At 60.8% G+C, this 13,380-nt stretch carries 10 protein-coding genes and 1 tRNA gene; all 11 read right to left on the bottom strand.

From position 1 onward, the window contains the following. A partial coding sequence (gene rpoC, locus N181_RS30470) for a DNA-directed RNA polymerase subunit beta' (RefSeq protein ID WP_060564142.1) occupies positions 1-3,828 on the bottom strand: 3,828 nt, incomplete at its 3' end. Positions 3,829-4,014: 186 nt separating this feature from the next. After that, entirely contained in the window at positions 4,015-8,157 is a 4,143-nt protein-coding gene (gene rpoB / locus N181_RS30475; protein ID WP_060564144.1) for a DNA-directed RNA polymerase subunit beta, read from the bottom strand. A 265-nt stretch (positions 8,158-8,422) separates the two neighbouring features. After that, the gene (rplL, locus tag N181_RS30480) at positions 8,423-8,803 is read right to left on the bottom strand and encodes a 50S ribosomal protein L7/L12 (RefSeq protein WP_014328058.1); all 381 of its coding nucleotides are present in this window, start codon (positions 8,801-8,803) and stop codon (positions 8,423-8,425) included. 58 nt (positions 8,804-8,861) lie between these two features. Beyond that, positions 8,862-9,380 (bottom strand): 50S ribosomal protein L10, encoded by a 519-nt coding sequence (rplJ, locus tag N181_RS30485; RefSeq protein WP_037402238.1) that lies wholly within the window; start codon positions 9,378-9,380, stop codon positions 8,862-8,864. Between the two features lie 328 nt (positions 9,381-9,708). Continuing rightward, positions 9,709-10,407: a 50S ribosomal protein L1 gene (gene rplA / locus N181_RS30490; RefSeq protein ID WP_014328057.1), complete on the bottom strand. Its 699-nt coding sequence runs from the start codon at positions 10,405-10,407 to the stop codon at positions 9,709-9,711. A gap of 4 nt (positions 10,408-10,411) precedes the next feature. Beyond that, positions 10,412-10,840 carry a 50S ribosomal protein L11 gene (gene rplK, locus N181_RS30495; protein ID WP_012707743.1) on the bottom strand — a complete coding sequence of 143 codons (429 nt, stop codon included), beginning with the start codon at positions 10,838-10,840 and terminating at the stop codon, positions 10,412-10,414. A gap of 216 nt (positions 10,841-11,056) precedes the next feature. Continuing rightward, a complete protein-coding gene (gene nusG / locus N181_RS30500) occupies positions 11,057-11,587 on the bottom strand; it encodes a transcription termination/antitermination protein NusG (protein ID WP_014328056.1) in 531 nt (176 codons plus the stop codon). 17 nt (positions 11,588-11,604) lie between these two features. Continuing rightward, the gene (secE, locus tag N181_RS30505) at positions 11,605-11,805 is read right to left on the bottom strand and encodes a preprotein translocase subunit SecE (RefSeq protein WP_012707741.1); all 201 of its coding nucleotides are present in this window, start codon (positions 11,803-11,805) and stop codon (positions 11,605-11,607) included. A 199-nt stretch (positions 11,806-12,004) separates the two neighbouring features. Further along, positions 12,005-12,080, bottom strand: a tRNA-Trp gene (locus N181_RS30510). A gap of 150 nt (positions 12,081-12,230) precedes the next feature. Beyond that, complete coding sequence (locus N181_RS30515) at positions 12,231-13,130, bottom strand: NAD-dependent epimerase/dehydratase family protein (protein ID WP_037402242.1); 900 nt, start codon at positions 13,128-13,130, stop codon at positions 12,231-12,233. A 145-nt stretch (positions 13,131-13,275) separates the two neighbouring features. Then, the coding region (locus N181_RS32710) for an EF-Tu C-terminal domain-related protein (protein WP_134887923.1) at positions 13,276-13,380 on the bottom strand (105 nt) is incomplete at its 5' end.

The following is a 13,380-nucleotide window of genomic DNA, read 5'->3' on the forward strand; positions in this document are numbered from 1 at the left end:
GCGATCGACATTGTCGCCGACGATGTAGCTCGAGTCACCGGCATCGGTGATTTCGACCTTCTGCAGCATCTGGCGGACGATCACCTCGATGTGCTTGTCGTTGATGACAACGCCCTGCAGACGATAGACTTCCTGGATTTCGTTGACGAGGTAGGAAGCAAGTGCCTCCACGCCCTTGATCGCCAGGATGTCGTGCGGCGCCGGATTGCCGTCGAGGATATAGTCGCCCTTTTCGATGTAGTCGCCGTCCTGAAGATGGAAGGGCTTGCCCTTCGGGATCAGGTATTCGACCGGCTCGACACCGTCTTCGGCCGGCTCGATCAGCACGCGACGCTTGTTCTTGTAGTCGCGGCCGAAGCGAACCGTACCATCGATCTCCGCGATGATGGCGTGATCCTTCGGACGACGTGCCTCGAAGAGTTCGGCAACGCGCGGCAGACCACCGGTGATGTCCTTGGTCTTGGCGCTTTCGAGCGGCGAACGGGCAAGAACGTCGCCCTGGCTGACCTTCTGTCCCGGCTCAACCGAAAGGATCGCATCGACCGAGAGCATGAAGCGGGCTTCGCCGCCGCGGGCGAGCTTCGCGATGCTGCCGTTCTTGTCCTTGATGACGATCGCCGGCTTGAGGTCGGTACCGCGCGGCGTCGAACGCCAGTCGATAACCTGACGCTTGGTGATGCCGGTCGACTCGTCCGTCGCTTCCAGAACCGAGATGCCATCAACCACGTCTTCGAAGTGAACGGTACCTTCGACTTCCGTCATCATCGGACGGGTGTACGGGTCCCATTCGGCGAAACGCTGGCCACGCTTCACCTTGTCGCCGTCGTCGACGAAGATCTTCGAACCATAGGCGACGCGCTGCGAGGACCGCTCCACGCCGCGTTCGTCGAGGATCTGGATCGCCATGTTGCGGCCCATGGCGACGAGGACGCCGTCGGAGTTGCGCAGCATGTTGCGGTTCTTGATCTGGACCGTACCCTCGTAGGACGCTTCGAGGAACGACTGATCGACCACGGTTGCGGTGCCGCCAAGGTGGAACGTACGCATCGTCAGCTGCGTACCCGGCTCACCGATCGACTGCGCGGCGATGACGCCGACGGCTTCGCCCATGTTGACGGGCGTACCGCGCGCCAGGTCACGACCATAGCAGACGCCGCAGACGCCGGTCTGGATTTCGCAGGTCAGCGCCGAACGAATACGGACGGACTGGATGCCGGCCTTCTCGATGATTGCGACATCGGCTTCGAGGATCATCCTGCCGGCATCGACGATGCGTTCGCCGGTGACCGGGTTGTCGATGTTGTCGAGCGCCGTACGACCGAGGATACGCTGGCCGATCGAGGCGACGACCTGACCGGCATCGACGATCGCCGTCATGGTCAGACCCTTGTCCGTACCGCAATCGACATGCGTGACGATGCAGTCCTGCGCCACGTCGACGAGACGACGGGTCAGGTAACCGGAGTTGGCGGTCTTCAAGGCGGTGTCCGCCAGACCCTTACGGGCACCGTGCGTCGAGTTGAAGTACTCGTTCACGGTCAGGCCTTCCTTGAAGTTCGAGATGATCGGCGTTTCGATGATCTCGCCCGACGGCTTGGCCATCAGGCCGCGCATGCCGCCCAGCTGACGCATCTGGTTCGGCGAACCACGCGCACCCGAGTGCGACATCATGTAGATCGAGTTCATCGGCTTCTGGCGACCATTGTCGTCGAACTCGACCGCCTTGATGCGGGCCATCATTTCCTCGGCAACCTTTTCGGTTGCCTTGCCCCAGGCGTCGACGACCTTGTTGTACTTCTCGCCCTGGGTGATCAGGCCGTCATTGTACTGCTGCTCATATTCCTTCACGAGCGCTTCAGTGTCGCCGACGATCTTCACCTTGGTGTCCGGGATCACCATGTCGTCCTTGCCGAACGAAATGCCGGCGCGGCAGGCATGGGAGAAGCCGAGCTGCATGATCCGGTCGCAGAAGATGACCGTGTCCTTCTGGCCGCAATGGCGATAGACCGCGTCGATCATCTTCGAGATGTTCTTCTTGGTCATCTCCTGGTTGCAGATTTCGAACGGAACGTTCGGGTTCTTCGGTAGGAGTTCGCCGATGATCATGCGGCCGGGCGTCGTTTCATAGATCTTCGAAACCGGGTTGCCCTCGGCGTCGACGGTCTTGTAGCGACCACGAATCTTGGCGTGCAGGGTGACCGCCTTGGTCTCCAGCGCATGGTGCAATTCGCCCATGTCGGAGAAGGCCATGCCTTCACCCGGTTCGTTCTGGTTCAGGATCGACAGATAGTAGAGGCCGAGAACCATGTCCTGCGACGGAACGATGATCGGAGCGCCGTTTGCCGGATGCAGGATGTTGTTCGTCGACATCATCAGCACGCGGGCTTCAAGCTGGGCTTCGAGCGACAGCGGCACGTGAACGGCCATCTGGTCGCCGTCGAAGTCGGCGTTGAAGGCGGTGCAGACGAGCGGGTGCAGCTGGATTGCCTTGCCTTCGACCAGGATCGGCTCGAAGGCCTGGATGCCCAGGCGGTGCAGCGTCGGCGCACGGTTCAAGAGGACCGGGTGTTCACGGATGACCTCGTCGAGGATATCCCAGACTTCCGGCTTTTCCTTTTCCACCAGCTTCTTCGCCTGCTTGACGGTCGAGGAATAACCCTTGGCGTCGAGGCGGGCGTAGATGAACGGCTTGAAGAGCTCGAGCGCCATCTTCTTCGGCAGGCCGCACTGGTGCAGCTTGAGCTCCGGACCGGTCACGATGACCGAACGGCCGGAATAGTCGACGCGCTTGCCGAGCAGGTTCTGGCGGAAGCGGCCCTGCTTGCCCTTCAGCATGTCGGAGAGCGACTTCAGCGGACGCTTGTTGGCACCGGTGATGACGCGACCGCGGCGACCGTTGTCGAACAGCGCATCGACGGATTCCTGCAGCATCCGCTTTTCGTTGCGGATGATGATCCCCGGCGCGCGCAGCTCGATCAGCCGCTTCAGACGGTTGTTACGGTTGATGACGCGGCGGTAGAGGTCGTTGAGGTCCGACGTCGCGAAGCGGCCACCATCGAGCGGCACGAGCGGACGCAGGTCCGGCGGGATCACCGGAACGACCTTCATGATCATCCATTCCGGACGGTTGCCGGATTCCATGAAGTTCTCGACGATCTTCAGCCGCTTCATCAGCTTCTTCTGCTTCAGATCCGAGGTCGTCTCGGCCATTTCCGCGCGCAGATCGCCGGCGATCTTCTCGAGATTCATCGAAGCGAGCATCTCGTAGATCGCTTCGGCGCCGATCATCGCCGTGAACTGGTCCTCACCGAACTCGTCGACGGCGATCATGTAGTCTTCTTCGCTGAGAAGCTGGTTCTCCTTGAGCGAAGTCAGGCCCGGCTCGGTGACGATGTAGTTTTCGAAATAGAGGACGCGCTCGATATCCTTCAGCGTCATGTCGAGCAGCGTCGCGATGCGGCTCGGCAGCGACTTCAGGAACCAGATGTGGGCAACGGGCGCGGCGAGCTCGATATGGCCCATGCGCTCGCGGCGAACGCGCGACAGCGTCACTTCGACGCCGCACTTTTCGCAGATGATGCCCTTGTACTTCATGCGCTTGTACTTGCCGCACAGGCACTCGTAGTCCTTGATCGGTCCGAAGATGCGCGCGCAGAACAAGCCGTCGCGCTCCGGCTTGAAGGTGCGGTAGTTGATCGTCTCCGGCTTCTTGATCTCACCGTAAGACCAGGAAAGAATCTTCTCCGGCGACGCGATCGAAATCCGGATGGAATCGAAGGTCTGTGCAGGCACCTGCGGATTGAAAAGATTCATGACCTCTTGGTTCATGCCTGTCTCCTTTGCGGGCATTAAGCCCTGAGCTTGGCGAGGGTGCCGGCAAATCCCGGGCGCCGGCCCCTGCCCCATAAACAGCTAAAACCGCATCGGGTGCGGCCCTGTTCCTGCCGCGGGCGAAAGAGATGCCCGGCGGCGGAAACGGTGCGCGCCGATTAGCGGCACGCACCGGATATCGACTTACTCCGCCGCGTCCGGCAGCTGCGCCGTGGTGCCGAGGTCCTCGACCTTCGAGTTTTCCAACTCGACGGAGAGGCCGAGCGAGCGCATTTCCTTGACGAGAACGTTGAAGCTCTCCGGAATGCCCGCCTCGAACGTGTCGTCGCCACGGACGATCGCCTCGTAGACCTTGGTGCGGCCGGCCACGTCGTCCGACTTGACCGTCAGCATTTCCTGCAGCGTGTAGGCGGCGCCGTAAGCCTCGAGCGCCCAGACCTCCATTTCGCCGAAGCGCTGGCCGCCGAACTGCGCCTTTCCGCCCAGCGGCTGCTGGGTAACGAGCGAGTACGGACCGATCGAACGGGCGTGGATCTTGTCGTCGACCAGGTGGTTGAGCTTCAGCATATAGATGTAGCCAACGGTCACCTGCCGGTCGAACGCATCGCCGGTTCGCCCATCATAGAGCGTCGACTGACCCGTCACCTTCAGACCGGCCTTCTCCAGCATCTCGTTAACGTCGGCCTCGACCGCGCCGTCGAAGACCGGCGTTGCGATCGACACGCCGCGGCGGGTCTGCTCGGCCAGCCGCACGATCGATTCGTCGTCGTACTGCTTGATCGGCTCGCCCTTCGGGCCCGATCCGATGACGTCATCGATCGTGGTGCGGAGCGGCTTGATGTCTCCACTTTCGTGGTATGCGTCAAGCATCGCACCGATCTTCTTGCCCATGCCGGCGCAAGCCCAGCCGAGATGCGTCTCGAGAATCTGGCCGACGTTCATGCGCGACGGAACGCCGAGCGGGTTCAGCACGACGTCGACATGCGTGCCGTCTTCGAGGAACGGCATGTCCTCGATCGGCACGATCCGCGACACGACACCCTTGTTGCCGTGACGGCCGGCCATCTTGTCGCCCGGCTGGATCTTGCGCTTCACGGCGACGAAGACCTTGACCATCTTCATGACGCCCGGAGGCATCTCGTCGCCGCGCTGGACCTTCTCGACCTTGTCCATGAAGCGCTGTTCGAGACGCGACTTGGATTCGTCGTACTGGGCGCGGAGCGCTTCGATCTCGCCCTGGGCCTTCTCGTCCTCGACGGCGAACATCCACCACTGCGAGCGCGGATACTCACTGATGACGGCGTTCGAAAGCTCGGTGCCCTTCTTGAAGCCCTTCGGGCCGGCAACGGCGACGTGGCCGCGAAGCATGTCGACCAGGCGCGCATAGACGTTGCGATCGAGGATCGCCTGCTCGTCGTCGCGGTCCTTGGCGAGGCGTTCGATCTCCTCGCGTTCGATCGCCATCGCACGCTCGTCCTTCTCCACGCCGTGGCGGTTGAAGACGCGAACTTCGACGATGGTACCGAAGGTGCCGGGCGGCATGCGCATCGACGTATCGCGGACATCCGAAGCCTTTTCGCCGAAGATGGCGCGCAGCAGCTTTTCTTCCGGCGTCATCGGGCTTTCGCCCTTCGGCGTGATCTTGCCGACCAGAATGTCGCCCGGCTGAACTTCTGCGCCGATGTAGACGATACCGGCTTCGTCCAGGTTCTTCAGTGCTTCTTCCGATACGTTCGGAATGTCGCGCGTGATTTCTTCCGGACCGAGCTTGGTGTCGCGTGCCATCACTTCGAATTCCTCGATATGGATCGAGGTGAAGACGTCATCGCGCACGATCCGCTCGGAAAGCAGGATCGAGTCTTCGTAGTTGTAGCCATTCCACGGCATGAACGCGACGAGCGCGTTGCGGCCGAGCGCCAAGTCACCGAGATCGGTCGACGGACCGTCGGCGATGATGTCGCCCTTGTTCACCAGGTCACCGACGGTGACCAGCGGGCGCTGGTTGACGCAGGTGTTCTGGTTGGAGCGCTGGAACTTCTGCAGACGGTAGATATCGACGCCCGACTTCGACGGATCGAGGTCTTCGGTGGCGCGGATAACGATACGCGTCGCATCGACCTGGTCGACGACGCCGCCACGGCGGGCGGCAATCGCTGCACCCGAGTCACGCGCGACCACCGATTCCATACCGGTGCCGACGAACGGAGCCTCGGCTCTCAGCAGCGGCACGGCCTGGCGCTGCATGTTCGAGCCCATCAGCGCGCGGTTGGCGTCATCGTTCTCGAGGAACGGGATGAGCGCCGCGGCGACCGAAACGAGCTGCTTCGGCGAAACGTCCATCAGGTTGATGTTGTCGCGCGGTGCCAGCATAACTTCGCCGGCATGACGGCAGACGACGAATTCTTCGGCAAAGGAGCCATCATCGTTCAACACCGAGTTGGCCTGAGCGACGTGATACTTCGCCTCTTCCATCGCCGACAGATAGACGACGTCGCTCGTCACGTTCCCGTCGACGATCTTCCGGTACGGGCTTTCGATGAAGCCGTACTTGTTGACGCGGGCGAAGGTCGCGAGCGAGTTGATCAGACCGATGTTCGGACCTTCCGGCGTTTCGATCGGGCAGATACGGCCGTAGTGAGTCGGATGCACGTCGCGGACTTCGAAGCCGGCGCGCTCGCGAGTCAGACCACCCGGGCCAAGAGCCGAAAGGCGGCGCTTGTGGGTGATTTCCGACAGCGGGTTCACCTGGACCATGAACTGCGAGAGCTGCGAGGAGCCGAAGAATTCGCGAACGGCAGCAGCGGCCGGCTTCGCGTTGATCAGGTCCTGCGGCATCACGGTGTCGATCTCGATCGAGGACATGCGTTCCTTGATCGCGCGCTCCATGCGCAGGAGGCCGAGACGGTACTGGTTCTCCATCAACTCGCCGACCGAGCGGACGCGGCGGTTGCCGAGGTTGTCGATATCGTCGATCTCGCCCTTGCCGTCACGCAGTTCGACCAGCATCTTGACGACCGCCAGGATGTCTTCCTTGCGGAGCGTGCGGACCGTGTCCGCCACGTCGAGGTCGAGACGCATGTTCATCTTCACGCGGCCGACGGCCGAGAGGTCGTAGCGCTCCGCATCGAAGAACAGCGCGTTGAACATGGCTTCGGCGGAATCCATGGTCGGCGGCTCGCCCGGGCGCATGACGCGATAGATGTCGAACAGCGCATCCTGCCGGTTCTCGTTCTTGTCGGCAGCGAGCGTATTGCGGATATAGGCGCCCACATTGATGTGGTCGATGTCGAGAACCGGGATCTCGTCGAAACCGGCCGACAGAATGACCGGAAGCGTCTTCTCGTCGATCTCGTCACCGGCTTCCAAGTAGATTTCGCCGGTTTCGTAGTTGACGACGTCCTCAGCCAGGTAGTTGCCATAGAGCTCGTCATCGGTCGACTTGAGCGCCTTCACGCCCTTTTCCTGCAGCGTCCGCAGGAGGCGCGGCGTCAGCTTCTTGCCGGCCTCGACGACGACTTCGCCGGTGTCGGCATCGATCATCTCGGCAATCGCCTTCTGGCCCTTCAGGGCATCCGGCTGGAACGGCACGCGCCAGCCATCGCCGTCGCGCTGATAGAGCGACTGCGTGTAGAAGGTGCTGAGGATCTCCTCGCCGTCCATGCCGAGCGCCATCAAGAGCGACGTCACCGGAATCTTGCGGCGACGGTCGATACGGGCGTGCACGATGTCCTTGGCGTCGAACTCGATGTCGAGCCACGAACCGCGATACGGAATGACGCGCGCGGCGAAGAGCAGCTTGCCGGACGAATGGCTCTTGCCCTTGTCATGGTCGAAGAAAACGCCCGGCGAACGGTGCATCTGCGAAACGATGACGCGCTCGGTGCCGTTGACGATGAAGGTACCGTTGTCCGTCATGAGCGGCATGTCGCCCATGTAGACGTTCTGTTCCTTGATGTCCTTGATCGACTTGGCGCCGGTGTCCTCGTCAATATCGAACACGATCAGCCGCAGCGTCACCTTGAGCGGCGCCGCATAGGTCAGGTCGCGCTGACGGCATTCTTCGACGTCGAACTTCGGCGGTTCGAATTCGTAGGACACGAATTCGAGCATCGAAGCGCCCGAAAAATCCTTGATCGGAAATACCGACTTGAAAACAGCTTGAAGTCCCTCGTCGGGGCGCCCGCCTGCGGGCTCTTCCACCATGAGGAACTGGTCGTAGGACGCCTTCTGGACCTCGATGAGGTTGGGCATCTCTGCGACTTCGGGGATCTTACCAAAAAACTTGCGTACGCGCCTACGACCGTTGAACGAAAGGGTCTGAGCCATCGTCGCTCCTTGTCAATCTTGCATCCGGGCCTGCAACGGACGGGAACCGATGGCCAGTCGATCCCGTCGATCAAATGAGTAGTTCAATCTCGTCAAGCTTTCGAAAGACGCCAGCACGGACCGCTGTGCTGTCTCCCGATCGCGACCATCCTCTTGAAGAACCCATTACCCAAAAGCCGTTTTCGACAGGCCTTTGGGTAATATGTTCCAAAAACGGTCAAAGAGAGGCGGCCACAAGGGCCCCCTCCCTTCGCATTTCGCCGAATTACTTGACGTCGACCTTGGCGCCAGCGTCTTCGAGCTTCTTCTTGAGGTCAGCAGCTTCCGCCTTGGAAACGGCTTCCTTGACAGCCTTCGGAGCGCCTTCGACGAGGTCCTTGGCTTCCTTGAGGCCGAGGCCGGTGATGGCGCGGACTTCCTTGATGACGTTGATCTTGTTCGCGCCGGCATCCGTCAGGATGACGTCGAACTCGGTCTTTTCTTCTTCAGCCGGAGCAGCAGCGCCAGCAGCGCCACCAGCAGCAGCAACTGCTACCGGAGCAGCAGCAGAAACGCCCCACTTTTCTTCGAGCAGCTTGGAAAGCTCAGCAGCTTCCAGGACGGTCAGCGAGGAGAGGTCTTCAACGATCTTTGCGAGATCAGCCATTTTACTTTTCCTTTTGTTCGGTTCGAACCGGTTTTAGATACAACAGCGAAAATCCGCCTCAGGCGGCTTCGTCCTTCTTGGCATAGGCCGAGAACACGCGGGCAAGCTGGCTTGCCGGTGCTGCGACAACCGTCGCGACGCGCGTTGCCGGGGCATTGAGAAGACCCAGCAGCTTTGCGCGCAGCTCGTCGAGCGAAGGCAGGGTCGCAAGCGACTTGACTGCTTCGGCGTTGAGCGTGGTTGTGCCCATGGCGCCGCCCAGAACAACGAGCTTGTCGTTGGTCTTGGCGAAATCCATGACGACCTTGGGAGCCGTGATCGGGTCAGCGCTGAATGCGATCAGCGTCTGTCCTTTGAAGAGATCAGTCATCCCTTCCGACTCGGTGCCCTGAAGAGCGATCTTGGCCAGGCGGTTTTTCGCGACTTTGACGGTGCCGCCAGCAGCGCGCATCTTCGAACGGAAGTCGTTCATTTGCGCAACTGTGACACCAGCATAGTGGGCCACGACAACCGAACCGGAAGCCTTGAAGACTTCGTTCAGCTCCGTGACGAATTCGCGTTTTTCCGCTCTTTCCACTGTCTGTCTCCAGTTGACAGGGTTGCTCATCGCAGCCCTGCCGGGTTTGCCTTTGTCACCGGGGATCATGCTCGATCCCAAGCAACGCTTAAGGATCCTGTCCCTTGGCGTTCCCGGATAGCCGGGTCTGACACAAGGCAAGCGAGGTTCGAACCGAATTTCGACGCCTGCGGCGTCACATGAAATCCAGGTCTTCCCCGTCTCATGCGGGCAATGGTGATTAAGGTAGAACCACCCGCAATCTCGGACAGGAGTCCGGGCCGAAGCCCGGATATTTCCGGCCCCGAAAGGCCGGAAATTCAAGTTCGGGCCGAAGCCCGTGAATTCATCAGGCGACGCTGAGCGTTGCCGGATCGATCTTGAGGCCGGGGCCCATCGTCGAGGAGATCGCCACGCGCTTGACGTAGTTGCCCTTGGCGCCGGTCGGCTTCGCCTTGATCACCGCGTCTGCGAAAGCGCGGATGTTCTCTTCCAGCGCCTTGGCATCGAAGGATGCCTTGCCGATGCCGGCGTGAACGATGCCGGCCTTCTCGACGCGGAACTCGACGGCGCCGCCCTTCGAAGCCTTGACGGCTGCGGTGACGTCCATGGTGACGGTGCCGACCTTCGGGTTCGGCATCATGCCGCGCGGGCCGAGAACCTTGCCGAGACGGCCGACGAGCGGCATCATGTCCGGGGTCGCGATGCAGCGATCGAAATCGATCTTGCCGCCCTGGACGATCTCGACCAGGTCTTCCGCACCGACGACGTCGGCGCCGGCGGCCTTGGCTTCATCGGCCTTGGCGCCACGGGCGAAAACGGCGACGCGAACCGAGCGGCCGGTGCCGTTCGGCAGGTTGACGACGCCACGGACCATCTGGTCGGCATGGCGCGGATCGACGCCGAGGTTCATCGCCACTTCGATCGTCTCGTCGAACTTGGCGGTCGCACGCTCCTTGACGAGCGTCACGGCTTCAGTGAGGCCGTAGACCTTCACCGGATCAATGCCCTCGCGGGACTTCTGTACACGCTTTGCAATCTTCGCCATGGTCTTAGCCCGTCACTTCCAGGCCCATGGAGCGGGCGGAGCCCTCGACCATTGCCATTGCGCCTTCGATATCGGCCGCGTTGAGGTCCTTCATCTTGGCCTCTGCGATCGTGCGGATCTGAGCCTTGGAGATCGAACCTGCCTTGGCCTTGCCCGGCGTCTTCGAACCGGACTGGATCTTCGCTTCGCGCTTCAGGAAGTAGCTGACCGGCGGCTGCTTCATGATGAAGGTGAAGGACTTGTCCTGGTAATAGGTGATGACGACCGGAATCGGCATACCCTTTTCCATTTCCTGCGTGGCGGCATTGAACGCCTTGCAGAATTCCATGATGTTGATGCCACGCTGACCAAGCGCAGGACCGATCGGCGGCGACGGGTTCGCCGAGCCGGCCTTGACCTGCAGCTTGAGCTGGCCTGCTACTTTCTTAGCCATTTCTCTCTGCCTCTCTTTGCCCCGCCCGGCCAAGCCGGAAACGGGAACTTTTCAGCCGGTTGCCCGGCTCCTTGCCGGTCGGTTGACCGGCGGCTGCGGTTGCGTGGTGCGGACATACCGGCCCGGCTAAGACCGGATCCCTCCCACGCGCATGCGGATCACTCCGCCGGAACAGGCCGACACGTCAACCTGCCCAATTCAGTAAGCTTCGCTCTTTCAGACCTTTTCGACCTGGCCGTATTCCAGCTCGACCGGAGTGGCGCGACCGAAGATCGAAACTTCGACCTTCAGGCGCGAGCGCTCTTCATCGACATCCTGAACGATGCCGTTGAAGGAGGCGAAGGGGCCATCCGACACACGGACCTGCTCGCCGATCTCGAAGGAGACCGAAGGCTTCGGACGCTCGACGCCGTCTTGGACCTGACCGAGAATCCGATCGGCCTCATGATCCGGAATCGGCACCGGCTTGCTGTCCGTCCCGAGAAACCCGGTCACCTTCGGCGTGTTCTTGATGAGGTGGTAAGCCTCGTCCGTCAGGTTCGCCCGCACGAGAACATAGCCCGGGAAGAACTTCCGCTCCGCATCGACCTTGCGGCCGCGACGAACCTCGACCACCTTCTCGGTCGGCACGAGAATCTTCTCAAACAGATGCGACAGACCCTTCTGCCTGGCCTTCTCTTCGATCGATTCGGCGACTTTCTTCTCGAAATTCGAATAGGCGTGAACGATATACCAGCGGGCAGCCATGCTTCTCTCCACCCAAATCAAGCGCCAACGTTGAGGATCAGGCTCATCAGCCAACCCATCAACTGGTCCGCACCAAAGAAAAAGGCGGCGGCAAAAGAGACCATGACGAAGACCATCAGCGTCGAGATCGTCGTCTCACGCCGCGAAGGCCAAGTCACTTTTGACGTTTCAGAGCGTACCTGCTGCAGAAACGTGAACGGATTCGTTTTGGATGCCATAAAATGCTCACGCCATTACGGCGCGTAAAGCCGATGTTGCAGCCCCACGCACCGCGTGTCTGTTTGGACCCTACATAAAGACCGATTCCAAAAACCACAAGAGCCGATCGGTCTTTTTTGTGAATATATAAAGACGGCTGCGCCGCCTGTCCCGCACATTCTGTGCCGAATTCCAACGACAGGGCAAGAATGGGGAGACTGGCAGGGGCAGAGGGGCTCGAACCCCCGACCTGCGGTTTTGGAGACCGCCGCTCTACCAACTGAGCTATACCCCTAGACCAAGATGCACAACCGCGACCGGATGCATCTCAAGTCTGCGGCTTCTTATTCAGTTTGCCGGATCCTTTCAAGCGCATTCGCGACAAAAGCGCAAAAAGTGCCAAGAAAATTCTCTCATGGCCGTCAGCGCCTTCGGTGCATGGGCGCTAGTTTTCCGGCGGCACATATTTCCGCCAATCGTGCTCCTCCTTGAAGCCGAGGACCTCGCGAATCTTCCTGTTCGAAAGCAGCCCCTCGAACTCGCCGATCTCCCTGGTGAAGGGGACATTCGGATAGAAGCGCCTGGCGAGCTCGCGCGTCGGCGTGTTGGCAGACACCGTGTCGTTGCAGGCATTGAAGACCGCGAAACCGAGCCCGTCCTTCTCGATGCAGAGCTTGACGATCTGGCCCAGGTCGCGGGCATCGATATAGCTCCAGGCGATCCGTTTGCGGATTTCCGGATGCGCGAAATAGTGAGGGAAGCGCTCGTATTCGTGCGGCTCGATGACGTTGCCGATGCGCAGCGCGTAGATGTCGAAGCCGGAGCGCTCTGCAAAGGCACGTGCGGTCTTTTCGTTGACCACCTTGGAGAGGCCGTAGGAGTCCATCGGATCGACGTCGTAGTCCTCCTCGAGCGGGAAGCTATGGAAGTCGCGGTGCCCCTCGGCAAAGCAGACGCCGTAGGTCGTCTCGCTGGACGCGACGATGATCTTGCGGATCCCGAGCTTCACCGCCGCCTCGATGACGTTGTAGGTCCCCATCACATTGACCCGGAAGGTCTCGTTGTCCGGTTTGATCAGGATGCGCGGAATGGCAGCAAAGTGGACGACGGCGTCGAAGGACTGCGGCCCCCGCCCCTGATCCATATCTGGAAAATCCCGATGCATCGACAGCGAGTTGAACATCTGGCCGCTGTCGGTGATGTCGGCGATCAGGTTGGTGACGCCGGGACTGTCGAGCGGAACAAGGTCGACATTGTGCACTTCATACCCGGCGTCGACGAGATGGGGTACGGCATGCCGCCCGGCCTTGCCGGCGCCGCCGGTAAAGAGAATCCGCTTTTTCACGATCTGCTCCTCCGCCTCTGACGACGCAGGAGCCTGCCATTCCGGCGAGACACATTCAAGTTTCGATGACGGCGAAACAATAGAAACGAAAAAACCCCGCGGTTGCCCGCGAGGTCCTTCGAAACCGACATAAGCCGTTTTGTTGTTACTCGACGATCGAGGCGACGATGCCTGCGCCGACGGTGCGGCCGCCTTCACGGATCGCGAAGCGCAGCTTCTCTTCCATGGCGATCGGCACGATCAGTTCGAC

This window comes from Sinorhizobium fredii USDA 205, assembly GCF_001461695.1.
GTDB lineage: Bacteria > Pseudomonadota > Alphaproteobacteria > Rhizobiales > Rhizobiaceae > Sinorhizobium > Sinorhizobium fredii.